Source organism: Opitutia bacterium KCR 482 (assembly GCA_029269845.2).
GTDB lineage: Bacteria > Verrucomicrobiota > Verrucomicrobiia > Opitutales > Intestinicryptomonadaceae > Merdousia.
In genome coordinates, this window is the sequence record CP149973.1 from 1,277,780 (window position 1) to 1,301,880 (window position 24,101).

A 24,101-nucleotide genomic window follows, 5' to 3' on the forward strand; every position below is an offset into this window, starting at 1 on the left:
GGACGCGGAGTTTTTTATGTCCCGACAGCCGCGCGACTATTTATGCGCTGTTGTCTGCGCGGCATCAGTTGCGGCATGGCGCAGCCCATTATTATGACAGCCCGTCGCGGGCGCGTCGCAAACAATGAGTTTTAGCATTTAAGAATGCGCCGCGCCGCTATTTACGCCCTATTGAGGGAGTCGCGCGTTATGTGTGTGCCGCATTGGAAGCCGCCTGTGGGCGCATTCTGCGCGGAATTTCGGCGGGGATAAAATGTAGGCGTGTGTATACAAAAAATCTCCGCCTCTACATTCGAAAGGCGGAGTGTGTAAGATAACGAGGAAGCCCTCGGAAATTTCGCGAGACTACTTTCTGACGCGCGAGAATTTCTTCTGGAATTTCTCAACGCGGCCAGCCGTGTCAACGAAACGCTTTTCGCCCGTGTATGCGGGGTGCGAATCAGCCGTGACGTCGCGGGAAATCATGAAGCATTCAACGCCGTCGATTGTTTCGACCTGCTTGCTCTTCATTGTCGAACGCGTAACGAAACGCGCGCCGGACGAAACGTCCACAAAGCAAACGGGGTGTACATCGGGATGGATTTTGTCTTTCATTATATAATGCTCCGAAAAATTAGCCCTGCTTAGCCTTGAAGCGGGGGTTGGTTTTATTGATGATATAGACGCGTCCCTTTCTGCGGACTACTTTGCAGTCGGGGTGGCGGGTCTTCAAAGATTTGATTGATGATACGACTTTCATCTTTTCCTCGTTTCTAATTTAATGAAAAGTGCAAACTTTACTTCCCCCAACGCGTTCGTCAACACTTTTTTTCATTTTTTGAAAACCGCCCTCCCCCGCCCCCCCCCGAAACCCGCCGTGCAAAATCGCGCCCGCCCCGCCGCTTTCGTTTGACTTTTCCGCCGACTAATGAAAACATTTTCCCCAACGACAATAGCTCCGATAACTCTAAAATACGGGAGATTTTTCATATGAAGATGATTAAAGCGGTTATCAAACCCTTCAAACTCGACGAAGTAAAAGAAGCCCTCGCCGAAATCGGAATCGACGGAATGACCGTCTCGGAAGTTAAAGGCTTCGGCAGACAAAAAGGACACTCCGAAATCTACCGCGGCAGCGAATATACCGTGGAACTCCTCCCAAAAATCGTCCTCGACATCTGCGTGCCCGCCGATATGGTAGACAAAACCGTCGAAACTATCCTCAAATCAGCCCACACAGGCAAAATCGGCGACGGCAAAATCTTCGTCATGCCCGTCGAACAAGCCTACCGCATCAGAACCGCCGAAAAAGGCCTCGCCGCCATCTAGGGCGCGAGCCGCGGGCGCGAGTCGCGCCTCCCTACGGAACTTCGTTCCTTTCTGTGATTATGCGGCGCGGGTATCCCCGCGCCTTTTGTCGTTCAGTCCCGTATTGGCTTCGCCAATTACTGGCGGCGGAATTATTCTACGGCAGAAAGAAACTTATCTAAATAGACGCGCTACGCGCGAAAAAATAAAAGCGGAAATCCCACAACTTGGAATTTCCGCTTTTTGTACACTCAACTTTTCTCACAAAGCACTCTAAAAATCTTCGTGCGCAAGCACTGTAATTTTAGGCGCGTCAAAATGCCGTTCAGACGGCGGCTTTCACGCGCTTGCGGGTGCGTGGCGTACGCGGCTTTCCGCAAACATTAGACAACTGACGAAACGCCCCACCCAACTTTTATCCCAAAGCACTCTAAAAATCTTCCGCGCCGTGCGCTGTAATTTTAGGGGCGTCAAAATGCCCCTATAAGAGTGGCTTTGCGAGTGGCTCAGGGTGCGTGGCGTACTGACGTACGCGAGCAGTCTGAGACATTCGCGAAACGCTCTTAGAGGGGCGTTTTCACGCCCCGTGTAAAAAGCGGAGGGATATGTAAAGAGTCGATATCGAGAGGGAGATTAGAACCACAACTACCCCGTTTTTCAAAAACTGCATGAACGAAATCGGGCAGCCGTGCTTTGCCGCGTTTTCGGAAACTATGACGTTTGCCGCCGCGCCGATTAGGGTCATGTTTCCGCCCAAGCACGCGCCGAGCGAGAGACACCACCAGAGCGGGAGGGCGTATTCCGCGCCCATGGAATTGCGGATTTCGGAAATCATGGGAGTCATGGTCGCGGTGTAGGGAATGTTGTCAATCACGCCGGAAATCACGCCCGACGCCCACAGAATCATCAGAGCCGTCGCCGACTGCGAGCCGTGCGTAATTTTCAGAACTTCCTCGGCCATGAGCTTTATGCCGCCCGACGCCTCCAAGCCGCCGACTATTACAAACAGCCCGATGAAGAAGAAAATCGTGTTCCATTCGACCTCCTTGAAGATGTCGGCGGGCTTTTCGAAAATCAGCAAAATGCTCGCGCCGAAAAGCGCGACGACCGACGTTTCGATTTTGAGAATGCCGTGGAGCATGAAGCCCGCAATCACAAGAAACAGCACTAGCAGCGAACGCACCGTAAGGCGCATATCGACGATTTTCGAGAACGAGTTGTCGATTTTCGCAATCTGCGCCATGCGTTCTGGGGTAGTTTTGAGCGAGTGCCTGAACGCGAACGCAAGAAACAGAACCGTCGCGAAAAATATCGCGAACACGATTCCCGTAAGCTCTTCGAGAAAATCGACAAACGACAGCCCCGCCGCGCTTCCGATAATGATGTTCGGAGGGTCGCCGATGAGAGTCGCCGTGCCGCCGATGTTCGAGGCGAAAATTTCGGTAAGCAGAAACGGCACGCAGGGGACGTCGAGCTTTTTGCAAATCGCGAAAGTAATCGGCATGACGAGAATGACGGTCGTTACGTTGTCGAGAAACGCGCTGACAAGCGCGGTAAAAAGCCCGAGCGAAACCAGAATGAGCACGGGGCGGCCGCGCGTCTTCTTCATGATTGCGTTGGCAAGGTAGGTGAAGATTCCGCTGCGGGTCGTGATTGAGACAATAATCATCATCGAAATCAGCAGGAATATGACGTTGAAGTCTATGAAATTTACAAAATAGTTCGGGTTGGGAGAGCCGTCGGGAAGGGATTTCGTCTGCCCCACAAGCCCCAAGAGAATCGCCAAGCACGCCCCCACGAGAGCCACGACCGATTTCGAAACGATTTCGGCGGCGATAAACACATACGCCAAAAGCAGCAAGCCCGCCGACACTGCGACGGAATTTGCCGCAACCCAATTCATTAAATCTTCCATATAAAAAACTGCGATTATGCGGGAAAATCGTCCGTTTTTATAAATATTGCAATCGAAAAAATTTTGTGAAAAAATGCGCGGCAAAAATCGAAATGGACATGGAAAACAAACCTCTTGTAAGCATAGTTTTGGGAAGCGTCAGCGACTGGGACACAATGCAGCACTGCGCCGCGACCCTCGAAAAATTCGGAATCCCCTACGAGCGCAACATCGCAAGCGCGCACCGCACTCCCGCAAAGGCGTGCGAAATAGCGTCCACGGCAATGGAGCGCGGAGTGAAAGTAATTATAGCCGCCGCGGGCGGCGCGGCGCATCTTGCGGGAGTTCTTGCGGCGCACACGCAGCTGCCCGTGCTTGGAGTGCCCATGAAAGGCTGGGCGACCGACGGAATGGACTCGCTTCTTTCGACGGTTCAAATGCCGCGCGGAATACCCGTTATGACGCTCGCGATAGGCAAGGCGGGCGCGGTAAACGCGGCTGTGTCGGCGTTGCAGATACTTGCCCTTTCCGACGCCGGCTACGCGCAAAAACTCGCCGACTTCCGCAGGAGGCAGACCGAAGAGGTCTTGGCGGCAAAATTCCCCGACGAAAAATAATGCCGCAGAAAATCGGATTTCCCGCAGGAGTGCTCGGCGAAAACCCGCTGAGGCTCGACGTGCTTGCGGCAAACGCGCCGCACTTTGTCGCGCTCGACAAACCCGCAGGCATTTTGCTGGACTCGTACCTCGGCTCGCCGAAAGGCAAGTCGGTAATGCTCGCCATGCGCGACACGCCCGAAAAGCCCGAATTCAAGCGGCTCGGTATAGTCTCGCCCTACGCGGTCAACCAAGTCGATTTCGAAATATCGGGCGCGGCGGTGGTCGCGTGCGACAAGGATACGTCGGTAAAAATGCGCAACGCGATGTGGTCGGAGGCTATGGAATTTCAGTACCTGCTGCTGGCAAAGCCCGTAAAGCCCCTCGAAGACGTCTTCGACGCCGACCTGCCCATTCTCATGCACAAGGAACGCCCTGTGTGGCTTGTCTCGCACAGATTCGGGAAAAAGGCGCGGACGCGCTTCGAGATAGTCGAAACCGTCGGCGCGTTCCAGCTCTGGCGGGCGACGACGCGCACAGTGCGCCCGCACCAAATACGCGTGCACGCAAACGAAAACGGGCTGAAAGTAATAGGGGAGCAGCTGTACTCGCGCACGCCGCACGTCTATATGTCCGACCTAAAAGAGGAACGCTACAAAATAGGCTTCGGCGAAGAGGAGCGTCCGCTCTACCCGCACATTTCAATCCACCTGTCGAAAATAACTTTCGACGGCGCGGAGACGGGCTGCGACGGGGTCGGGAAAGTCGAGATAAACTCGCCGCTTCCGAAAGGCTTTGCAACGCAGCTCAAACGCCTCGGCTTCAAAACCCGCGCGTAATTTTTTTGACATTCAGGCAAAGCTCCGCAATATTTTCCGAATGAAAAAGATGTTGCGGAGGTTTCTTATTGCAAATTGTCTAACGCTTGCCCTGTGCGCAAGCGCAATCGGGGCGGAAAACGCGGATACGCAAAAATACGCGCCCGAAGATTTCAGAAACTATTTCGGGCTTGCGTGGAACTCGACGCCTGCCGAAATTCTGCAATACTGCAAAAACGTGGGGCACACATGCGTAATGTACAAGGAAGGCATGGAAAGGAACCCGCTCTCCGACGGCATGACTTTCGTGATTGAAACGCCCGAGTACGCGGCGTATCGGCGGACAATCGACCTGTCGAAAAAATACACAAAAGAGGAAATTGCGAAAATCGAAAGCCTCTGCGCAGTCGCCTTTCCCGAAAAGCCGTTCCCGCAGAACATGGCGACGGGCTGGTTTTTCAACAAAAACCAAGTGAGCATGCAGCTCGACATGCAACAAAAGGCGGTTCACGACATCATAATAAAAAGGATTTTCGAGCGCGTCGAAAAAATCGAAAAGCGCAACCCCCGCTTCAAATTCGCGGGATTCTCGTGGGACGTTCCGCAGCCCTACGGCGACTTCAACATATACGTCGAAAAATCGAAAAACAGAAACAGGCAAACCACCCTCTCCCACTGGACGGGCTTCGACGGAACGCCCGAACGCGCGGGAATCAAGCACGACTACCCCACATATTTCGAGGGCTATTTCGAATTCTACCGCGCCCTCATGGAACGCGCCCGCGCGAAAAATCCGCAGGCGAAATTCATAGTAGAGCCCTACGACATCTACCACGACTGGATTAGACACGCCGAAAGCGAATTCATAAAATCGAAGGGCGCGGACGCAAAAAAATACATGCCCGACTTCATCTGGGCGGAGGGGCGCGGAACGGCTTTTGTCAACGACGCCCGAATCTTCAAGTCGGGACTGTTCACAAAGCGCGACGTGGGGAACTCGTGCCCCGCCGAATTTGCCGAGCAAAAAGTGCGCGCAACGGCGTCAGCCGCCGCAAAGGCCGGCGCGTGGACCGCGTTCTTTGGACGCTACGGCGGCTACAACACCGCCCCGCACGCAAAATCGATACGCGACATCGCCGCCCGCGTGAAGCTCGCAAAGCTTATCCCCGTGTGGGAGAACCTCAACAACACGCCGCTTTCGGAAAGAAAACTCGAAAACGGAGTCTACCAAAGCCCGACCGCGCACATGTCCGCCGACGCGTACTCTGCGGTGCGTCCGCAGGGCGACGGCATGTTCTTTGTGTTCATTACCGACAACGGCTCGGTAAAAATTCCGCAGGGCAAAAAGCTCGACAAGGTCGTGTACCTCGACGGAATTTTCGGAGAATGCGGAGTCGTGCCGAAGGGCATTCTCAAAAACGCGGACGGGGCAATCTACCCGATAACGGGAGGTCTTGCGGGGCAGGCGTTCTGGGCGAAATTCAAATAAACGCGCTTGACCCGCAAACGCGGCGCATTATTTTACTCAAATTTGACACAATCAATATATAGATAGAAGGAGAAAACATACATGACAAGACTCACCCTTGCAACGTTCTGCGCCGCAACGGCAATGCTGTCGTTCGGCTGCGCGTCGAGACCCGACGTTTCGAAAGTCGGCGACAACCGCGTGGAATACAAATTTGAGGACAACAAAAAGCCTCTCGTAAACCCCGGAATGGGCTGGGTGCACCACTACTATTCGGGCAGAACGGGCAACTACGGCTACTACCTGAAACCGTCCGACTCTCTCGACTGGTTTCCGGGGGCAAACGTGCAGTACATGCGCATTCCTTGGGCTTTCGTAGAACCCAAAGAGGGAGAATACAACTGGTCGGTTTTCGACACGCCCGCGCAACGCTATGTGCAAAGCGGCAAACAGTTCGCAATCCGCATAAACTGCTGCGAACACTGGATTCCGTGGGCGACACCCAAGTGGCTTAAAGACAAGGGCTGCAAAGGCGTACAGTTCACAGTCCGCCGCGGGCCCGACCCCAACGGCGCATGCTGGGAGCCCGACTACCTCGACCCCATTTATCTCGAACACCTCGAACGCCTCATAAAGAACCTCGCCGCCCGCTACGACGGCGACCCGAACATTGCGTTTATCGACATCGGCACTTTCGGACTCTGGGGCGAAGGCCACACGGGCGCAAGCAGCAGGCTTCCCCGCGACGTGCAAATAAAGGCGGTCAAGCTGCAAATCGACATCTACACGAAATACTTCAAAAAGACGCAACTCTGCATTAGCGACGACGTTGACGGCTGGAAGGAACAGGAAAAATTCCCCGTGCTCGACTACGCCCGCGCAAAGGGCGTCTCGCTCCGCGACGACTCGATTTTGGTTGACATTCCCGAAGCCCCGAACCCCAACAAAAAGGGGCACAAAAAGGCGTCGTGGTACCACGACGGACTCGCGGGAAAATACTGGCCGACAATGCCCGTAATCGTCGAACACGAGCACTACGGACTTTCAAAAGCCCGCGGCGCGTGGAAGGGCGAATGGCTCGAAAACAGCGTGGAAGCCTACCACTGCTCTTTCCTCTCAATCCACTGGTGGCCCGAACAGTTCTACAAGGAAAACAGGGAGTCAATCGAACGCATCAATTTGAGACTCGGATACAGACTCAATTTGAAGTCGCTCGAAATGCCGAAGTCGGTTGAAATCGGCGAACGCTTCCCCGTGCGCTTCGCGTGGGCAAACGTGGGCGTCGCGCCGTTCTACGCGGGCGGATACGCGACAATCACAATCAAGGACAAAAAAGGCGGCATAGTGGCGGTTCTCGTTGACGACACACTGAACCTCTCGACACTCCCCGTGGAGGAAAAGGGCAAAGAAAAAGTCGTTTCGAGCACAAAGACATTCAATATCGGCTTCCTCAACCCCAAGGAATTCTTCAACGAATTTACGCTCAATATGGAAAAGCGCGACGGCGCGGAATTCTACGGCGCGCCCGTAGTTCCCGCAACAAAGGCGGGCAAGTACGACGTCTACGTCTCGGTGGGCATGCGCGACGGCACTCCGCAAATCGCGCTTCCGCTCGACCTGCCGACGGACGGACACAAACGCTATAAAATCGGAACAATCCGCGTGAAAGAGCCGAGCGTCCCAGGGGTTGAAATCAAGACGCCCGAAAACGCGCCGCTCTCAACGATGGACTACGACGCCAGCGGCAAAAAATTCAAGTGGTAAACCCCGCCGCGCAAACAACACAACGCGCGACAAATAAAAACACAAACCGCACTCCCAACGGAGCGCGGTTTTTTGTTTTGAGAAAACGCCAGAGAGAAACAGCCCCTTTAGTGTTTTGCCTTTTCATAAAGCTAATACACAAAAAATGCGGAAGCATTTTTTAAGAAAACGGCAATCCGCATACTAATCTAAAAAACTTCATGCGCGGCTGTGCGCGGGGAGACAGGCGGAAATTTTCGCGGTAGCGAAAACCGCCTTTTGGGGGCGGCAGCCCCCTCTGCGGCGTGCAGGCTCCAGCCTGCCCCCAAGATAAGAGTGGCGCGGCTCGCGCCCAGATTCACAAGCCAAATCGGCACTTGGGCTATCCGCTAAGCCTCCGCTTATTCGTAAAACTTCCGCAAACCGCCAAGCCACAAAAAATGCGGACGCATTTTTTCAAAACGGCTATCCGCATACTAATCTAAAAAACTCCATGCGCGGCAGCTGTGCGCGGGGGGACAGGCGGGAATTTTCGCGGTAGCGAAAACCGCCTTTTGGGGGCGGTAGCCCCCTCTGTCGGCGTGCAGGCTCCAGCCTGCCGCGCTGCTTAGGCTTGTCAAGCTGAACGAAGAAATGCGGCTTTGCGTAGCGAGGCGCAGGGAGCGTACTAACGTACGTGACCAAGCCGCAGCAAGCGAAACGCATTTATCCGTCAGCTTCACAAGCCCAAAAAAAGCTTGGGCAATGTCTAACCCTCGGAATCTTCTTCGCCGAGAGTCATGCCGCCGACGACCGTGGTGTTGCCCTCAATCGCCGCGCGTATCTTGTCGCAAACTTCGGGGTGCTGCATGAGGTACGCTTTCGCCGCCTCGCGCCCCTGCCCGATAAGCTCGCCGTCGTAGGAAATCCACGCGCCTTTCTTTTCGAGAATCTTCTGCTCAATGCCGAGGTCAATAAGGCTGCCCGTCTTGGAAATGCCTTCGTCGTACATAATGTCGAATTCGCATTCGGTAAACGGCGGCGCAACCTTGTTTTTGACGACCTTGATTTTCGTGCGATTGCCCACAACCTTGCCCGACGGGTCTTTAATCTGCCCGATTCTGCGAATGTCGATGCGCACCGACGCAAAGAATTTCAGGGCGCGTCCGCCGGGGGTTGTTTCGGGGTTGCCGAACATCACCCCGATTTTCTCGCGGATTTGGTTTGTGAAGACGCAGATGCACTTGGTCTTGCTGATTGCCGCGGTGAGGCGGCGCATTGCCTGACTCATCATGCGCGCCTGCAAGCCCACGGTAGTGTCGCCCATCTGGCCTTCAAGCTCCTGACGCGAAACGAGCGCGGCGACGGAGTCTATCACAACGACGTCGATTGCGCCCGAACGGATAAGGGTTTCGGCGATGTTGAGGGCGTCCTCTCCGCATTCGGGCTGGGAAACCATGAGGTTTTCGAGATTGACGCCAACGACTTTCGCGTACTTGGGGTCGAGAGCGTGCTCGACGTCGATGAACACCGCGTTGCCGCCCCTTCGCTGCGCCTCTGCTATGAGCGAAAGACAGAGAGTGGTTTTTCCCGAAGATTCGGGCCCGTAAATTTCGACGATTCTGCCGCGCGGAAGCCCGCCGACGCCAAGCGCGAGGTCTATCGCTATCGAGCCCGTGCTTATGGTTTCGACATTCATCTTGAACGCTTCGCCGAGCCTGATGAGCGAGCCTTCCCCGAACTGCTTGTTTACCATGCCTAAGGCGGTTTCGAGAGCCTTGTCGTCCTTGTTTATAATAGTTATTGGTATTTTCTGTTTTGCCATAATGTTATAAATCCTGCTAAGATAAAAGGCGCAAAGCCTTAAAATTTAATCCGCAGGCAACCCTATTTAAAAAGCCGCAACGTGTCCACAAAAATGTTGATTAAAATTTTTTCTTGCAAGTCGGCGGGCGATGCGCATTAATTGTCGGCTTAAACGAGGAGACGCCGACGCATTCGGCGGCAACCCCGATGGGGGCGTAGCTCAGCGGATAGAGCAGCGGTTTTCTAAACCGTTGGTCGAGGGTTCGAGTCCCCCCGCCCCTGCCATTTAACGCACAGGCGCAAGGTGCGCCACCCTACGGAACTTCGTTCCTTATGATGATTATGCGCGGCAAGTATACTTGCCGCTTTCCCCGATTAGTTCGTATTGACTTCGCCAATTACTCGCGTTGGGAAATTGCATACATAAGAAAGAAACCAATAAAAATAGACGCGCTACGCGCGGGCGCGAGCCGCGCCGGTCGTCGGAGTTTCGCCCCTTTCTGTAATAATGCGGCGCGGCTATAACCGCGCCTTTTCTGTATCAGTTCGTATTGCCTACGGCAATTACTGGCGTTGGGATATGCGATATTTAACGAAGAAACCAATTAAAATAGACGCGCTACGCGCGGAAAAAGAAAAAGCGGAAATCCGCAAACATGGATTCTCCGCTTTTTTGTAAACTCTTCTTTTCTCCCAGCGCATTCTAAAAATCTTCGTGCGTCTGCACTGTAATTTTAGGCGCGTTAGAGTGCCGTTCAGGCGGCGGCTTTCACGCACAGGCAGGGCGCGTGGCGTACTTTCGTACGCGAGCGGTCTGACTGTGCGGGGAAACGCCGCATCAACGGTGCTATAACGCGCCGCCTTTAGGGGCGTCAAAATGCCCCTATAAGAGTGGCTTTGCGAGTGGCTCAGGGTACGTGGCGTACTAACGTACGCGAGCAGTCTGAGACACTCGCGAAACGCCCTACTTAACTTTTATCCCAGCGCAACTTAAAAATCTTCCGCGCCGTGCGCTCACTTGTTAGGCGCGTCAAAGTGCTTTCATAAGGGTGGCTTTCCTGTGCGCACAGGGCGCGTGGCGTACTTTCGTACGCGAGCGGTCTGGGCGCACAGGGAAACGCCCTTAGGGAAGTGCTTTCACGCGCCGTCTAAACGCCATGCGCTGTAATTTTAGGGGCGTCAAAATGCCCCTATAAGAGTGACTTTGCGAGTGGCTCAGGGTGCGTGGCGTACTAACGTACGCGAGCAGTCTGAGACACTCGCGAAACGCTGTTAGAGGGGCATTTTCACGCCCCGTCTCAGATGGAGCCTTTTGTTGAGGGTATATTCGCGCCGCGGCGGGGGTCTTTTGCAACCGACATCGACAGCGCCTTTGCAAAGCACTTGAACGCGCCCTCCGCGATGTGGTGCGGTTCGTCGCCGTATTCAAGCTTGATGTGGAGGTTTGCGCCCGCCTCGTTGGCGAACGCCTGAAAGAACTCGCGGCAAAGCGACACGTTGAAATCGCGCACGCGGGCGTCGAAGCTGCCCAAATTGTAGACAAGAATCGGTCTGTTCGAGAGGTCTATTACCGCGCGGACAAGCACTTCGTCCATGGGGAGAATGAAGAAGCCGTAGCGGTTCATGCCCGCCTTGTCGCCGACCGCCTTTTTCACCGCCTGACCGAGCACAATGCCGACGTCCTCAACCGTGTGGTGGTAGTCGATGTCGATGTCGCCGACCGCCTTGATTTTGAGGTCGAAAAGCCCGTGCCGCGCGAAAAGTTCGAGCATGTGGTTAAAGAACGGAATGCCCGTGTCGATTTCGTAGTTTCCCGCGCCGTCGAGGTTTATTTCAAGCTCGATTTGCGTTTCCTTTGTGTTGCGGACTATTTTTGCGCTGCGTTGATTCATTGGACTCTCCTATTTTTGCGCCCATTCGAGCGCGGCTTTCTTGAAAAGTTTCATCTGCGCCGCCGTGCCGATGGACAGGCGGATACCGTCGGCTATTTTCTTTTGGGTCGGGAAATAGCGCATGAGGATTTTCTTTCCCCGCATGAATTCGAAGAGGTCGGCGGCGACTTTCGCGCCCTTTTTGCCGTTTTTATTCGGGCGGAAGAACACGAAGTTTGCGGAGCTTTTGTGGTACTGCCAGCCGAGCTTGTCGAAGAATTTTTCTACGCTCTCGCGCTCGGCGATGACCGCGCCGCACTTCTGCGCGTAGTAGGGGGCGTCGGCAAGCGCGGCTATTCCCGCCGCCTGCGCGAGTCTGTCGAGGTTGTAGCTGTCGCGCACTCTGTCGAGCACTTCGATTATCGCGGGGTTCGCGAACGCCCAGCCGATTCGCATGCCCGCAAGCCCCAAGCCCTTCGACGACGTTCCCGTGACGATGAGGTTGGGGTATTTTTCGACAAGCGGCACGCAGGAGTAGTCGGCAAAAGGCGCGTACGCCTCGTCAACAAGGACGATTCCGTCGAAGCCCGCGGCGATTTTTTCGACCGTCGCGCAGTCGAAGCCCACGCCCGTGGGGGCGTTGGGGTTTGTGAAGAAAAAGATGTTCGCCCCGCAGGAAAAGATTTTGTCGAAATCTATTTCCATATTCTTTTTGAACGGAATCTGGACGAGCTTGGAACCCTGTAATTTTGCGAGGACGGGATAGAGAGAGTAGCTGGGGTCGAGGGTGGCAATCGGGCGGGAGTCGTCGGAGAACGCGCGGATTACGACGTTCAGGGCGTCGTCCGAGCCGTTTGCGGCGAACGCGCACGCGGCGGGCACGCCGAAGTATTTGCCGAGCTGCTCGCGCAGCTTGGAGCTTTCGGGATTAGGGTAGAGGCGCAGCGACGCGCCGTCCCTGCCAAGCTCGTTTTTAATAGCCTCGACGACTTTCGGGCTGGGCGGGAACGGAAATTCGTTCGTGTTGAGTTTCACCCATTTTTCAATGTCTTTCGGCTGTTCGCCGGGGGTGTAGCCCGCCATGTTGGCGACGGATTTTGAAATGCGTTTTTTCAGATTAAATTTTTTCATTTTTCGGATTCCCTCGTTTCCATGACATACCCGCGAATGTCGGGAATTTGCTTTACGCGCGCGCCGTTGGCGAGCCGCTCCATGTAGGGGTCGGGCTTGCGTTCGAGGCTGAAAGGTTCGTCGGGTATGTTGTTTTCGTCAATGTCAAGCTCGTCGATTGGGTCGATGTCGTCGAAGAGCATTGAGATTCTCCGCGCCTCCTCGATGAGAAGCTCGACGGGGTTTGCGACTTCGAATTTTTTATCTACAAGCTCGAAGCGCATTGGGTAGCAGAGCTTTTCGTAGCGCGATTTTATGTCGGCGATGTCGCGATTCGGGACGCCCGAACGGCGCGAAAGCAGCATGCAGTCGGCAAAATGCGCGAGAGCGTCGGCGAAGGGGGCGCATTCGTCGCGGTGTCGGACAAGCGTTGCGCAGTCGAGCACGCTCCAAATGCGGGCGAGCCTGATTTTCCCGCAATCGACGGTCTTCTTGAACTCCTCGATTTCGTCGGCGGGGTTTTTCGACGAGTCCGCGACGTAGAAAACGTGCGTGAAGCGCGATTCGTCGAGCGCGTCGATTTTCGCGCGGGCGTCGGCGGCGTCGGAATAGCGAACAAAGCCCGCGTTCGGAGCGGAGGCTATTTTTTTGTCGAAGTCCGTGCGGGCTTCGTTTTCGGAAATGAAAACGCCGCAAAAATCGTCGTCGCCCAATGCCTTGTAGATTACGTCGGCGCAGATTCCGCAACGCCCCGATGTCGGCGTGCCCAAAATCAAATATGCGGGAATGCTCATAAAATTCGGCTCCTTACTGTTCGTTGTATCAATATTGCATCGGCACAAACCAGAGCCGCCATAGCCTCGACAATCGGCACTGCCCGCGGAAGCACGCACGGGTCGTGCCGCCCCCTGCCGACGACGGCGGTTTTTTCAAGCCCGCGCGTAAGGGTGGGCTGCTCCTTTGCGATTGTTGCGGTGGGCTTGAACGCCACGCGGAAATCGACGGGGCGCGATGTCGTTATTCCGCCGAGCACGCCGCCCGCGTTGTTCGTGCGCGTGGTGATGCCGCCGTCTTCCGACAGTTCGAAAATGTCGTTGTTCTGCGAGCCGAACATGCGCGCCGACGCAAAGCCGCCGCCGATTTCAAAGCCCTTTGTCGCGGGAATCGAAAGCATCGCCTTTGCAAGCTCCGCCTCGAAGCGGTCGAAGACGGGGTCGCCAAGCCCCGCGGGAAGCCCCTCTATTCGGCAGCGGATAACCCCGCCCACGCTGTCGCCCTCGGCGCGGGCCTTTTTGATGAACTCTTCCATTCGCGCCGAAACCTGCGGATTCGGGCAACGCACGGGGCTTTTTTCGACGTCCTCGAAACTCGGCATCTCGCGCTGCAAGGGCATTGCTATTGAATGCACGCTCTCAACCCACGCGGTGATTTTCACGCCGCCGCCCAAAAATTTCCGCGCGACAGCCCCCGCCGCCACGCGCCCGATTGTCTCGCGGGCGGAGCTTCTGCCGCCGCCGCGCGGGTCGCGCAAGCCGTACTTGGCGTCGTATGTGAAGTCGGCATGCGACGGACGCCAGAGCTTTGCGATTTCGGAGTAGTCTTGCGAGTGCTGGTTTTTGTTGCGCACAACAACGCAAATGGGCGTCCCCAGCGTCTTGCCCTCGTAGACGCCCGAAAGGATTTCGCAGGCGTCGGCTTCGTCGCGCGGCGTCGTGAGCGAATTCTGACCGGGTCTGCGCCTGTCGAGCTGGAATTGAATGTCGTCGGACGAAAGCTCCAACATCGACGGACAGCCGTCGATAATGCAGCCGACCGCCGCGCCGTGGCTCTCGCCGAAAGTCGATACCCTGAAAACTCTGCCGAAAATGCTTCCCATTTGTTTTATATAACACACGAAAGCCGCCCGCGTTTCAAGCCAATTCGCGCCTCCGCCCCGCCGTTTGAACAAAAAAAAAGAACGTCCTCTTACGAGGACGCCTTTTAACCTACTCTACTACTCTAATTCCGAAACCGCCTTGCGGCGTTCCGAAATCGGGGACGATAATAACATATCCAGCCCCCGCCTCCAAACTTTAAAAACGGGTATTTTTTCAAAAATGGGTATGTTTTACCGCAACGGACACACGAAACAGGTTGCGCACAGATAACATTGCATAAAAACGACATACAAATAAAAACCGACAACGCAACAAAACGGCAAGAACTGGCAAAAGACAAATTTTTTGCAAATAGGTCGGATTTTTTCGAAAGAAAAATTCAAAACGCGGAATGGCGAAAATGCAAATACGGAAAAAACGCCGCATACAAGCCGCGCCGCGTAAGAATCCCATTACCATGAAAAATGTGAAAAATTTGCTTGCGCCAAACGCGCCCTTGGTGTTTCATGCAAACTTTTTCCGAAAATCGCACGGTGCGGCTTTCGATAAAAACAACCTCAAAACAATAGAAATATCCCAGGTTTGCCGAAAGGCAAATACGGAGCATAACATCATGAATATCACAGTAAAAGACCTCCTCGACGCAGGCGTGCATTTTGGTCACCAGACACGCCGCTGGAACCCGAAATCGAAGCCCTATGTCTACGACCACCGCTCTGGCGTTTCGATTATCGACCTCGAAAAAACCTACGCGCAGCTCGAAAAAGCCGCCGCGTTCCTCGAAGAAATCGTTGCGTCGAACAAGGACGTCATGTTCATCGGCACAAAGCGTCAGGCTCAGGAAATCCTCCGCGAAGCCGCCACAATGTGCAACATGCCCTTCTGCGTAAACCGCTGGCTCGGCGGCACGCTCACAAACTTCGAAACAATCCAGTCGAGCCTCAAAAAATACAAGAAGTTCCTCGACATGGAAGCTTCGGGCGCACTCGACAAGCTCTATGCAAAGGAAGCGGCAGCTATCCGTCGCGAGATGGACAGAATGAACCGCAACTTCGAAGGCATCAAGGAAATCAAGAAGCTCCCCGGCGCGGCGTTCATCGTAGACATCAAGAACGAGGAAATCGCCGTTGCGGAATGCCGCAAGCTCGGAATTCCGGTCGTTGCGGTCGTCGATACAAACTCCGACCCGACGCTCGTTGACTACCCGATTCCCGCCAACGACGACGCAGTAAAGAGCATTCGCCTCATCACCGAAATCGTAGTGGAAGCTATCCAGAACGGACTCAGCCGCCGCACGGTTCAGGTAAAAAATCCGCAGATCGTAGCCCAGAAGGACGAAGCGAAAGCGGAAGAACCCAAAGCTTAACAACTAATTTATTACCGACATGGAAATCACCGCAAAGATGGTAAGCGACTTGCGCGCGACGACGGGCGCAGGTCTGATGGACTGCAAAAAAGCCCTCGCCGAAGCCGAAGGCAACGAAGAAAAAGCTATCGAAATCCTCCGCAAGAAGGGCGTTGCGACGGCGGCAAAGAAAGCCGGCAGAAACGCCTCGCAGGGCTTGGTAGCAGCTTATATCCACTCGAACAACAAGGTGGGCGTGCTCATCGAAGTTGCGTGCGAGTCGGACTTCGTGGCAAAGAACGAAGACTTCAAGTCTTTTGTGCGCGACCTCTGCATGCACATCGCGGCGGCCGCTCCCATCTGCATTAAGCGCGAAGAAGTTCCCGCCGACCTCGTCGAAAAGGAACGCGAAATCGCCCTTGCGCAGCTGGCGGAAGACAAGAAGCCCGAAGCAATCAAGCAGAAGATTGTCGACGGTAAAATCGACAAGTTCGTCGCGGGCATTTGCCTGCTCGAACAGCCCTTTGTCAAGGACGACAAGTTCACGGTCGGCGACATGCTTACGCAGAAAATCGCGACAATCGGCGAAAAAATCGAAGTCAAACGCTTCACGCGCTACCAAATCGGCTAATCGAGTTTTTCATATCAACAAAGAACGGTTTCGGGTTTCCGAAACCGTTTTTTTTGCGAACGCACAAACAAAAAAAATACTTGCAAAATACGCGGGACAACATGTATGATATTTTAACATAAACAAACATATTATGAAAAAATACATACTTATTATCTTTTCGGCATTCTTGGCGTTGTCTTTGCAGGCGCAGAGCGCGCGCATTACGCTCGACCAAAAGGTCTCGCGCCACGAGAGCCGCAGACAACTCTCAAGCGACCACGACGACTTCGTCAAAAACGTCTCGCGCAAAAAGGCGTTCACCCTCACGGTTGCGTCAACAACAAGCCTCGACGTTTTCGTGGTTTTCTTCACGATCGCGGGCGGCGAAATGAACTGCGACACCGTTGTCGGCAAAGCGACAATGGCAAAGCCTTTCGTCTACACCGCAGGCGCAACAGGAGAGTCGGAGCAAGTCAACATTGCGTTCAAGAAATACGGCTGGGGCGACGACTTCAAACGCTTCTACGGCAACGCAAAGGTCGAAGCCGCCGCGTACGTCTACAACCGCAAGGACGGCAAACTGCTCGGGCAGAAATTCACTTCAAAGGCGTTTGCCGACAAAATCGAAAAGAAGTTCAAAACCGACATGCAGAACGCCGCAAACGAAAACATGCTGAAATAACAAAGTCGACGCGTTCGGCACAAAAAACGCGGAAGTTCGCATTGGCGATTCCGCGTTTTTTGTGCCGCGAAAAGTTGGGGCGCGGCATAAATACGTCGAACGTGTCCGCGCGAGTGTAAGGTTAAATAGAAGCGGAATTTTAAATCAAAGCCGCACTCGCAGCAATGCGGCAGTCCCGCGCGGGGAAAGGCTAATCGTCGCCGTAGACGAACACCATGATTATGTAAATCGCGACCCCTACCGTAATTCCGCAGTCCGCCACGTTGAACGCAGGCCAGCGGTAGTTTACAATAGGCAGGTGCACGTCGATAAAGTCGATAACGTGCCCGTAGCTGATTCGGTCTATCAAATTTCCGATAACCCCGCCGACGAAAATCCCCAGAGCAATCCGCCCCCAGAGGCGCGAAAAGCCGAGGCTGTTGCGGAACAGCCATACAGCCGCGAGCGCGAGAACCGCAATCGACGCAAGCAGGTACGTCTGCCCCGACAGAATCCCCCACGCCGCGCCCTCGTTTGTGATGTGGACGATGTAGAGGAAGTTGTCGATTGCCGAAATCGGCTTGTTTTCGCCGCCGAAGTGGTATGTCGGGTTGTCGAAAGACCACGGTATGTTTTTGACGACGGCAAATTTTGTGAGCTGGTCGAGCGCGACGGTGAGAACCGCCGCGACGAAAAATGCCGCCGAGGGGGTCTTTTTGCCCTTGTATTCCGATTTTTGTTCCACGGCGAAAAAAGTTTAAGAACCCGCTTCCTCGTCGGGCGATGAGGAGGACGCCGAGCCGTCTCCCATGTCGTAGAGCGCGGAACGCTGGCTTGCCTTTATGCGCTTCGCCTCGCGCTCCTTGATTTCCTGCCCCTCTTTTGTGCAGCGCGTGTAGGGAATCGACATCAGGCGCGATTCAGGAATGGGTTTGCCCGTGATTTCGCAGATTCCGTAAGTGCCGTTTTTGATGCGCTTGATAGCCTCCTCGATTTCCGAAAGAACCTCTTTCTGGTTCGATATGAGATTGTACGCCATATCGCGCTCGAAGCTTTCGCTGCCGGCGTCGGCGAGATGCTGCCCGTACGATGACAGGTCGCCCGCGTCGTCCTTTGCGGAGCGTTTAAGCACCTCTTCGGAGCGTTGTTCCACGCCGCTCGAATGGTGTTTGCGGAGATCGACGAGCATTTTGTAGTACTTTTTCCACTTGCGGGGAACGTCCTGCTCGTCGAGTTTTTCGTGGGTTTGCGCCACGACGGGGTTAAGCCCAAGAATGTCGAAAATGGTTGCCACCGCGAGCGGTTTTTTGGGAACTGCGGGCGCGGTGACGGGCTTTGCCGACGCCGCAGACGCGGTTTTCTTCGCCGCCGATTTCTCTTTCTGGACGCGTTCCGTCTGGGCTTCGCGCTTTTCGAAATACGCGTTCAGGTCTTCGATTGAGAAGTAGATGTTGTGCGACGGGCGCAGGTGCGCTTTTTTGCGCTTCGAAGCCGGCGCGGCGAATTGGCGTTCCGGCTCTTTCGGAGCGGGATCCGCCTTTTGCGGTTTTTCGGTTTTTTCGGCAACAGAAGCTGCCGCCTTTGTTTTTTCCGTTTTGGCGGGCTTTTTTTCCGCCGTTTTTTTGGAAGTTTTTTTCACGTTTTCCGTTTTCTTTTGCGCGGCGGGCTTGGGCGCGGAGATAGTCGCCTGCGCTATGCGTTTCGGCTGCGCCTTGGCGTTTACCGACTCGCGCAGTTTTGCGAGCTTGTCGGGCTTGACCGAGGCTATTACGCGCCTTGCAGGCGCGGCTGCGCCATTCTTTGCCGCCGAAACCGCCGCCGCTTTCTTTGCGGGCGGCGTTTTTTTGCCGACCGCCGCCTTTTTGGCTGCCGGCAAAACCTTCTTCGGCGCGGATTTTGCCTGCACCGGCTTTGCGGATTTTTTGGCTGACTTTTTGGGGGCGGTCTTCTTGCTCATAATGCTATTTGTTTGTTGATTCGATTGCCTCGTTGCAGCGCGGGCAGATTCCGTGATCGTCGAGATTTTTCAGGATTCGCCAGCAGCGGACGCAGCGTTCGCCCTCCGCCTTGCGCGCCTGAATCGCCAAGTTTTCGAATTTTCCCTCGACGATGCGCACGGAGGAAACGATGAAAATCTCCGGCAGTTTATCGGCAAATTCGCGCAAAATTGCGGCGTCTTCGCAGGATTTGTCAATCGCGATTTCGACTTCCGCTTCGAGGCTCTTGCCGATTGTCTTGTCTTTGCGGAGCTTTTCAAGCTCTTCGTTGACCCTGTCGCGGATTGCGAGAATGCGGTCGATTTTCGCGGCGGTCGCCTTGTCGGCGTATTCCGCGCCGTAGGACGGCCAATCCTGCAAGTGGATTGATTCCTCCGAAAATTCCGCGCCGTTCTTGAAGTCGAACGCCTCGTCCGCCGTGAACGTGAGAATGGGGGAAGCCACTTTCAGCAAGATGTCGTTTACGATGTCGATTGCCGTCTGCGACGACCTGCGCTCGAACGAATCCGCCGCGCAGGTGTAGAGCCTGTCTTTGAGAATGTCGTGGTAGATGCGCGAGAGCGTTACGCCGCAAAAGTTGTCGATGAGTTTGTAGACTTTGTGGAATTCGTAGGCTTCGTACGCCTTGTCCGCCTCCTCCGCGAACGCGACCGCCTTTGCGACCGCCCATTTGTCGATTGCGTCGAGCTTTTCGGGCGCGACCGCGTTTTTCGAGCGGTCGAAGTCGTAGAGGTTTCCGAGCTGGTACATGACCGTGTTGCGGAAGCCGCGGTAGGCGTTTGCGACATGCGCGAGAATGTCGTCGGAAATCGGAATATCGTTCTGGTAGTCCACGGAGCTAATCCACATGCGGATAATGTCCGCGCCCCACTTGCCGACGTACATGTCGGCGGTGTGCGGTTTTCCGTCGCTTTTGGAGATTTTCTTCCTGTTTTGGTCTACGATAAACCCGTGCGTGATGACCTTTTTATACGGCGCTTTCCCGCGCGTTGCAACCGCCGTCCACAGCGAGCTTTGGAACCAGCCCCTGTGCTGGTCGGAGCCTTCGAAGTAGAGGTCGGCGGGCCAAGCCAAATCGGGATTCCGCGCGAGCACGGCGGCGTGGCTCGAGCCTGAGTCAATCCAGACGTCGAGTGTGTCCGCGCCCTTGCGGAGCTTGGAGGCGTCCCAGCCTTCGGGCAGTTTTATGCCGTCGAGGATTTCCGCCTCGCTTGCGTTGTACCAGAAATTCGTGCCGAGCTTTTCGACCTTGTCGGCAATTCCGCGGATTACGCCTGCGTCGAGATACGCGCCGCCGTTTTCGTCGTAGAACGCGGGAATCGGCACGCCCCACGAGCGTTGGCGCGAAATGCACCAGTCGGGGCGCGACTCGACCGCTCCGCGTATTCTGTTTTCGCCGCGTTCGGGCACCCACGATACGTTCGAGATTTCGTCGAGGGCGCGCTGGCGCAGACCGTCCTTGTCGAGCGCGACAAACCACTGGTCCATTGCGCGGAAGATGACGGGCGTCTTCGAACGCCAGCAGTGCGGGTATTGGTGCGAAATTTTCGCGATTTTCAGCAGCGCGCCGCAGCGGTCGAGAATTTCGAGAACCTTGCCGTTTGCCGCGCTTCTGCCCGCGTCGTTTTCGAGCACGCTCAAACCGACGAGTTCGGCGGGAATCTGTCCGTCGTCGACATAGCAGCCGTTGTCGTCGAGCGGCGAGTAGATGTCGAGCTTGTTGTCGAGCCCTACCTGATAGTCTTCGAGCCCGTGCCCGGGGGCGATGTGCACAATGCCCGTGCCCGAATCGGTGGTTACATAGCGCGCGCAGACAATGGGGCTTTTGCGGTTCATGAAGGGGTGGAAGCCCTTTGCGCCCTCCAACTCCGAGCCTTTGCAAAGCTTTTTGATTTCCGCGTTTTCGAGACCCACCGACGACACGAAGTTTTCCGCCAGAGCCTCGCACACAATGAAAGTTCTGCCGTTTGCCGAGACCGAAACGTAGTCGATGTCGGGGTTTACCGCCATCGCCAAGTTCGAGGGCATTGTCCACGGGGTTGTCGTCCAGATTACGGCTTCGGCGTTTTCGAGACCGAGCTTTTTGTTCGACTCTTCGTCGAGCTTGAACGCCACCCAAATCGACGAGCTTGTGTGGTCTTTGTATTCGATTTCCGCCTCCGCAAGAGCCGTCGCGCACGGAATCGACCAGTACACGGGCTTCTTGCTGCGGTAGACCATTCCCTTTTCGACGAACGCCGAGAACGTGCGGAGAATGTCCGCCTCGTACGCGGGGTTCTTGGTTTTGTACTCGTGCTCCCAGTCGGCGAGAATGCCGAGGCGCAGAAACTGCCTGCGCTGTTTTTCGATAAATTCGGAGGAGAAGTTTGCGCATTCCTCGCGGAGCTGGGCGGTATCGACGTCGCGCTTCTGCTCGCGCAGCATTTTAACCACCTTGTGCTCGATTGGCAGCCCGTGGCAGTCCCAACCGGGAACGTAGGGCGTGGCGAAGCCTTTGAGAGACTTGTAGCGCAGAATTACGTCCTTCAAAATTTTGTTGAGCGCGGTGCCGATGTGGACGTCGCCGTTCGTGAACGGGGGGCCGTCGTGGAGGACGAATTTGGGGTGTCCCGCGTTCTTTTTCTGAATGCGCCCGTAGAGGTCGGACTTTTTCCAGTGTTCGATGCGCGCGGGTTCGCGTTTGACGAGGTCGCCGCGCATGGGGAACTTTGTGTTGGGAAGGTTGAGGGTGTCTTTGAAGTCTTTTTCCGACATTTTGTAGTTTGCTTAAATTTATCTTAGAACGGGAACATGTGGTCCCACACGCTCGACTCCGCGGGTTTGCGGGTTGCGCTCTGCGATTCCACTTTCGACTGCGACGCCGATTTCACGGTGTCCGCGTACGCCTCGCGCGACGCTGACTTGGACGAAGCCGATTCGCCCGCAGTCTGTTTCGCCGCCGCCTTTTTGACGTCGGACGCAGCAACCGTTGCCGCGACGGCGTCGCGCTTCATTTTGCGGATTTCCTTTTTGAGCGAACGTATTTCCGCGCGCAGAGCCGAAATTACGCCTGCGTCGTCGGCGATTTGCGTTTCCAACGCCGCGATTTTCGCCTTCAACTGCGGGACGGAATCCTGCTGTTGGGCGCAAATCCCGTCCGCCCCGAAAACGGCGGCGCACAGGCACATGATTGACGCGATTTTTTTCATAGCGCACGATTTAAGCAAAACCCCCCGCGCATTGCAAATTTTTTCTGCCGTTTCGGGCAATAAATTCCCCGCAAAAACGCGTCCCGCGGCGGGCGGTTTTATAAATTTGACTAATTTTCATTCCGAAGCATATATGTTTTTTCGCATGAAAAAACTTATATATATGGTGTTGTGCCTTCCGTTTCTTTTGACGGCATGCAATTCTTTCGAAAAAAGGCCCGAACTTGCGACCACATTGGCGACATTCAACCTGCGCCTCGCGCCCAAGCCAGACTCGAGCATCTCGTATATGTGGCAGGACAGGAAGGACTCCGTGGGGAGGCTCGTCCTCGCCCACAATTTCGACATTTTCGGCACTCAGGAGGGCTTCAAACACCAGCTCGACTACATCGCAAAAACCACGGGCTACAAGTATTTCGGGGCGGGACGCGACGACGGGAAATCGGGCGGCGAGCACGCCGCGATATTCTACAACCCCGCGCGTTTCGAAGTTCTCGACAGCGGAGACTTCTGGTTCGCCGAAACGCCCGACAAACCCGTCAAGGGCTGGGACGCCATGTGCAAGCGCGTCTGCACTTGGGGCAAATTCCGCGACAAGCTCACGGGGGCGCAGCTCTACTTTTTCAGCCTGCATTTCGACCACGTCGGGAAAGTCGCGCGGACGGAATCGGCCAAGCTTCTGCTGAAAAAGGCGCGCGAAATCGCGAAGGACGCGCCCGCAGTCTGCGTGGGCGACTTCAACGCGCTCGAATCCGACGAACCCATGAAAATTATCCTCTCCGACGGGCTTCTGCTCGACTCGCGCAAGCTCTCCAAGACCCAGCCCTACGGGCCGAACGGCACATATCACAATTTTACGGGAACTCCCCTCTTCGACAGGATAGACTACATTTTGACGACAAAGGGAATCGACATTCTCTCCTACGAAGTCGTATCCGACAAGGCGTGCGGCTTCGACGCAAAAAAGCGGGCAAACCCCAAGGCGAAAATCCCCGAATACCCCTCCGACCACTTCCCCGTGGCGGTCAAGGCAATCATAAAATAGCAAACGCAAAAAGCTCCCGCGCGAACGGGAGCTTTTTTGTTTCGGCAATTCGAAAGCGGCATTCGAAAGGCGGCGGGGCAATCAGCATGCCGCCGTCGCGCCGCGCGGAAACGCTACGCGTCGCCGTTTCTGATTTCCTCCGCCGCCGCCTTGACGTTGTGGCGCACGATTATGCTGTGCTTCATGTAGATTACGTCTTCGGCAATGTTCGTGCAAAGGTCGGCGATGCGCTCGAAGCACTTCGAGACAAGCAGGTAGTTGATTTCCGCCATCGCGCTTTCGGGGGCGGACTTCACGCCGCGCTCGACCGCGCCGTAGCACCTGCGGTTTTCGGAGTCCACAATTTCGTCGTCCTCGCAGACGCCGATTGCGAGAAGCTCGTCGCCCCTGAGGAACGCGTCGATGCTGCTTCTGAGCATGTAGATTGTGCGCGACGCCATTTTGTCCAAGTCGAAGGGAATTTCGATTTTCGGCTGGGCTTTTAGCATGATTGCCCGCTTCGCAACGTTCGCGGCGACGTCCCCGATGTGTTCTAGCTCGTTGTTGATTTTAAGCACCGTCACCACAAAGCGCAGGTCGCTTGCCACGGGCTGGTGGAGCGCGAGAATTTTAAGGCACTCCTCCTCGGTATCGACCTCCATTTTGTCGATTCCCGCGTCCGCCGAAACGACTTCGCTGGCGAGCGGCTCGGATAGCTCGGTAATGGCGCGGACGCTTTTGCGCACGTTCTCCTCTACGGCAATCGCCACTTTGAGGAGGCGGTCTTTGAGTTGCTTTAAATCGTGTCTGAGATGGCTGTTCAT

Annotated in this window: 22 protein-coding genes and 1 tRNA gene; 10 read left to right on the forward strand and 13 right to left on the reverse strand. The window is 55.2% G+C overall.

Annotated features, from left to right (window positions below; translation table 11 throughout):
• Positions 1-345 precede the first annotated feature (345 nt).
• Together P3B99_005290 and ykgO are read right to left on the reverse strand one after the other, a co-directional pair.
• Positions 346-594, reverse strand: a complete 249-nt coding sequence (locus P3B99_005290) for a type B 50S ribosomal protein L31 (GenBank protein ID WYJ06626.1) — start codon at positions 592-594, stop codon at positions 346-348.
• 19 nt (positions 595-613) lie between these two features.
• Positions 614-739: a type B 50S ribosomal protein L36 gene (gene ykgO, locus P3B99_005295; GenBank protein ID WYJ06627.1), complete on the reverse strand. Its 126-nt coding sequence runs from the start codon at positions 737-739 to the stop codon at positions 614-616.
• 230 nt (positions 740-969) lie between these two features.
• On the opposite strand from ykgO, the gene P3B99_005300 reads away from it, so the two are divergent.
• Positions 970-1,308 (forward strand): P-II family nitrogen regulator, encoded by a 339-nt coding sequence (locus P3B99_005300; GenBank protein ID WYJ06628.1) that lies wholly within the window; start codon positions 970-972, stop codon positions 1,306-1,308.
• 556 nt (positions 1,309-1,864) lie between these two features.
• Here P3B99_005300 and P3B99_005305 read toward each other — a convergent pair.
• A complete protein-coding gene (locus tag P3B99_005305; protein WYJ06629.1) occupies positions 1,865-3,202 on the reverse strand; it encodes an ArsB/NhaD family transporter in 1,338 nt (445 codons plus the stop codon).
• A 98-nt stretch (positions 3,203-3,300) separates the two neighbouring features.
• Between P3B99_005305 and purE the strand changes: the two genes are divergently transcribed.
• From purE to P3B99_005325, 4 genes are all read left to right on the forward strand, one after another.
• Positions 3,301-3,798 (forward strand): 5-(carboxyamino)imidazole ribonucleotide mutase, encoded by a 498-nt coding sequence (gene purE, locus P3B99_005310; protein ID WYJ06630.1) that lies wholly within the window; start codon positions 3,301-3,303, stop codon positions 3,796-3,798.
• Positions 3,798-4,616, forward strand: a complete 819-nt coding sequence (locus P3B99_005315) for a pseudouridine synthase (protein WYJ06631.1) — start codon at positions 3,798-3,800, stop codon at positions 4,614-4,616. The genes purE and P3B99_005315 overlap by 1 nt, the downstream gene beginning before the upstream one ends.
• 40 nt (positions 4,617-4,656) lie before the next feature.
• Entirely contained in the window at positions 4,657-6,084 is a 1,428-nt protein-coding gene (locus P3B99_005320) for a hypothetical protein (GenBank protein ID WYJ06632.1), read from the forward strand.
• 81 nt (positions 6,085-6,165) lie between these two features.
• Entirely contained in the window at positions 6,166-7,827 is a 1,662-nt protein-coding gene (locus P3B99_005325) for a DUF4832 domain-containing protein (GenBank protein WYJ06633.1), read from the forward strand.
• 727 nt (positions 7,828-8,554) lie between these two features.
• Here the strand turns inward: P3B99_005325 and recA are convergent.
• Entirely contained in the window at positions 8,555-9,610 is a 1,056-nt protein-coding gene (gene recA / locus P3B99_005330) for a recombinase RecA (protein ID WYJ06634.1), read from the reverse strand.
• Positions 9,611-9,800: 190 nt separating this feature from the next.
• On the opposite strand from recA, the gene P3B99_005335 reads away from it, so the two are divergent.
• Positions 9,801-9,876 (forward strand) — tRNA-Arg (locus tag P3B99_005335).
• Between the two features lie 1,013 nt (positions 9,877-10,889).
• On the opposite strand, the gene hisB is transcribed toward P3B99_005335, so the two are convergent.
• The 4 genes from hisB to aroC are packed head-to-tail and all read right to left on the reverse strand — an operon-like array spanning position 10,890 to position 14,448.
• Positions 10,890-11,483, reverse strand: coding sequence for an imidazoleglycerol-phosphate dehydratase HisB (hisB, locus tag P3B99_005340; GenBank protein ID WYJ06635.1), 594 nt, complete (start codon positions 11,481-11,483; stop codon positions 10,890-10,892).
• 9 nt (positions 11,484-11,492) lie between these two features.
• On the reverse strand, positions 11,493-12,593 hold the full coding sequence (hisC, locus tag P3B99_005345; GenBank protein WYJ06636.1) for a histidinol-phosphate transaminase: 1,101 nt from the start codon (positions 12,591-12,593) through the stop codon (positions 11,493-11,495).
• The gene (locus tag P3B99_005350) at positions 12,590-13,366 is read right to left on the reverse strand and encodes a hypothetical protein (GenBank protein ID WYJ06637.1); all 777 of its coding nucleotides are present in this window, start codon (positions 13,364-13,366) and stop codon (positions 12,590-12,592) included. Before P3B99_005350 ends, hisC begins: the two co-directional genes overlap by 4 nt.
• On the reverse strand, positions 13,363-14,448 hold the full coding sequence (gene aroC / locus P3B99_005355) for a chorismate synthase (protein ID WYJ06638.1): 1,086 nt from the start codon (positions 14,446-14,448) through the stop codon (positions 13,363-13,365). Before aroC ends, P3B99_005350 begins: the two co-directional genes overlap by 4 nt.
• Positions 14,449-15,062: 614 nt before the next feature.
• Between aroC and rpsB the strand changes: the two genes are divergently transcribed.
• The 3 genes from rpsB to P3B99_005370 all read left to right on the forward strand — a co-directional run bounded on the left by rpsB (position 15,063) and on the right by P3B99_005370 (position 17,089).
• Entirely contained in the window at positions 15,063-15,815 is a 753-nt protein-coding gene (gene rpsB / locus P3B99_005360) for a 30S ribosomal protein S2 (protein WYJ06639.1), read from the forward strand.
• A gap of 19 nt (positions 15,816-15,834) precedes the next feature.
• Complete coding sequence (tsf, locus tag P3B99_005365; GenBank protein WYJ06640.1) at positions 15,835-16,425, forward strand: translation elongation factor Ts; 591 nt, start codon at positions 15,835-15,837, stop codon at positions 16,423-16,425.
• A gap of 133 nt (positions 16,426-16,558) precedes the next feature.
• Positions 16,559-17,089 carry a hypothetical protein gene (locus tag P3B99_005370; protein ID WYJ06641.1) on the forward strand — a complete coding sequence of 177 codons (531 nt, stop codon included), beginning with the start codon at positions 16,559-16,561 and terminating at the stop codon, positions 17,087-17,089.
• A 190-nt stretch (positions 17,090-17,279) separates the two neighbouring features.
• On the opposite strand, the gene lspA is transcribed toward P3B99_005370, so the two are convergent.
• The 4 genes from lspA to P3B99_005390 are packed head-to-tail and all read right to left on the reverse strand — an operon-like array spanning position 17,280 to position 22,253.
• A complete protein-coding gene (gene lspA / locus P3B99_005375) occupies positions 17,280-17,813 on the reverse strand; it encodes a signal peptidase II (GenBank protein WYJ06642.1) in 534 nt (177 codons plus the stop codon).
• Between the two features lie 12 nt (positions 17,814-17,825).
• Entirely contained in the window at positions 17,826-19,025 is a 1,200-nt protein-coding gene (locus P3B99_005380; GenBank protein ID WYJ06643.1) for a TraR/DksA C4-type zinc finger protein, read from the reverse strand.
• A 4-nt stretch (positions 19,026-19,029) separates the two neighbouring features.
• Entirely contained in the window at positions 19,030-21,819 is a 2,790-nt protein-coding gene (gene ileS / locus P3B99_005385; GenBank protein ID WYJ06644.1) for an isoleucine--tRNA ligase, read from the reverse strand.
• 23 nt (positions 21,820-21,842) lie between these two features.
• A complete protein-coding gene (locus tag P3B99_005390; GenBank protein ID WYJ06645.1) occupies positions 21,843-22,253 on the reverse strand; it encodes a hypothetical protein in 411 nt (136 codons plus the stop codon).
• Positions 22,254-22,398: 145 nt separating this feature from the next.
• Between P3B99_005390 and P3B99_005395 the strand changes: the two genes are divergently transcribed.
• The gene (locus P3B99_005395; protein WYJ06646.1) at positions 22,399-23,298 is read left to right on the forward strand and encodes an endonuclease/exonuclease/phosphatase family protein; all 900 of its coding nucleotides are present in this window, start codon (positions 22,399-22,401) and stop codon (positions 23,296-23,298) included.
• Positions 23,299-23,411: 113 nt separating this feature from the next.
• Here the strand turns inward: P3B99_005395 and phoU are convergent, their stop codons facing one another.
• A complete protein-coding gene (gene phoU, locus P3B99_005400; protein ID WYJ06647.1) occupies positions 23,412-24,101 on the reverse strand; it encodes a phosphate signaling complex protein PhoU in 690 nt (229 codons plus the stop codon).

What these genes read in the sequence shown, in the direction of transcription:
- P3B99_005290 (WYJ06626.1), bottom strand. Translation starts at nt 594, where the DNA reads ATGAAAGACAAAATCCATCCCGATGTACACCCCGTTTGCTTTGTGGAC.
- ykgO (WYJ06627.1), bottom strand. Translation starts at nt 739, where the DNA reads ATGAAAGTCGTATCATCAATCAAATCTTTGAAGACCCGCCACCCCGAC.
- P3B99_005300 (WYJ06628.1), top strand. Translation starts at nt 970, where the DNA reads ATGAAGATGATTAAAGCGGTTATCAAACCCTTCAAACTCGACGAAGTA.
- P3B99_005305 (WYJ06629.1), bottom strand. Translation starts at nt 3,202, where the DNA reads ATGGAAGATTTAATGAATTGGGTTGCGGCAAATTCCGTCGCAGTGTCG.
- purE (WYJ06630.1), top strand. Translation starts at nt 3,301, where the DNA reads ATGGAAAACAAACCTCTTGTAAGCATAGTTTTGGGAAGCGTCAGCGAC.
- P3B99_005315 (WYJ06631.1), top strand. Translation starts at nt 3,798, where the DNA reads ATGCCGCAGAAAATCGGATTTCCCGCAGGAGTGCTCGGCGAAAACCCG.
- P3B99_005320 (WYJ06632.1), top strand. Translation starts at nt 4,657, where the DNA reads ATGAAAAAGATGTTGCGGAGGTTTCTTATTGCAAATTGTCTAACGCTT.
- P3B99_005325 (WYJ06633.1), top strand. Translation starts at nt 6,166, where the DNA reads ATGACAAGACTCACCCTTGCAACGTTCTGCGCCGCAACGGCAATGCTG.
- recA (WYJ06634.1), bottom strand. Translation starts at nt 9,610, where the DNA reads ATGGCAAAACAGAAAATACCAATAACTATTATAAACAAGGACGACAAG.
- hisB (WYJ06635.1), bottom strand. Translation starts at nt 11,483, where the DNA reads ATGAATCAACGCAGCGCAAAAATAGTCCGCAACACAAAGGAAACGCAA.
- hisC (WYJ06636.1), bottom strand. Translation starts at nt 12,593, where the DNA reads ATGAAAAAATTTAATCTGAAAAAACGCATTTCAAAATCCGTCGCCAAC.
- P3B99_005350 (WYJ06637.1), bottom strand. Translation starts at nt 13,366, where the DNA reads ATGAGCATTCCCGCATATTTGATTTTGGGCACGCCGACATCGGGGCGT.
- aroC (WYJ06638.1), bottom strand. Translation starts at nt 14,448, where the DNA reads ATGGGAAGCATTTTCGGCAGAGTTTTCAGGGTATCGACTTTCGGCGAG.
- rpsB (WYJ06639.1), top strand. Translation starts at nt 15,063, where the DNA reads ATGAATATCACAGTAAAAGACCTCCTCGACGCAGGCGTGCATTTTGGT.
- tsf (WYJ06640.1), top strand. Translation starts at nt 15,835, where the DNA reads ATGGAAATCACCGCAAAGATGGTAAGCGACTTGCGCGCGACGACGGGC.
- P3B99_005370 (WYJ06641.1), top strand. Translation starts at nt 16,559, where the DNA reads ATGAAAAAATACATACTTATTATCTTTTCGGCATTCTTGGCGTTGTCT.
- P3B99_005380 (WYJ06643.1), bottom strand. Translation starts at nt 19,025, where the DNA reads ATGAGCAAGAAGACCGCCCCCAAAAAGTCAGCCAAAAAATCCGCAAAG.
- ileS (WYJ06644.1), bottom strand. Translation starts at nt 21,819, where the DNA reads ATGTCGGAAAAAGACTTCAAAGACACCCTCAACCTTCCCAACACAAAG.
- P3B99_005390 (WYJ06645.1), bottom strand. Translation starts at nt 22,253, where the DNA reads ATGAAAAAAATCGCGTCAATCATGTGCCTGTGCGCCGCCGTTTTCGGG.
- P3B99_005395 (WYJ06646.1), top strand. Translation starts at nt 22,399, where the DNA reads ATGAAAAAACTTATATATATGGTGTTGTGCCTTCCGTTTCTTTTGACG.
- phoU (WYJ06647.1), bottom strand. Translation starts at nt 24,101, where the DNA reads ATGAACAGCCATCTCAGACACGATTTAAAGCAACTCAAAGACCGCCTC.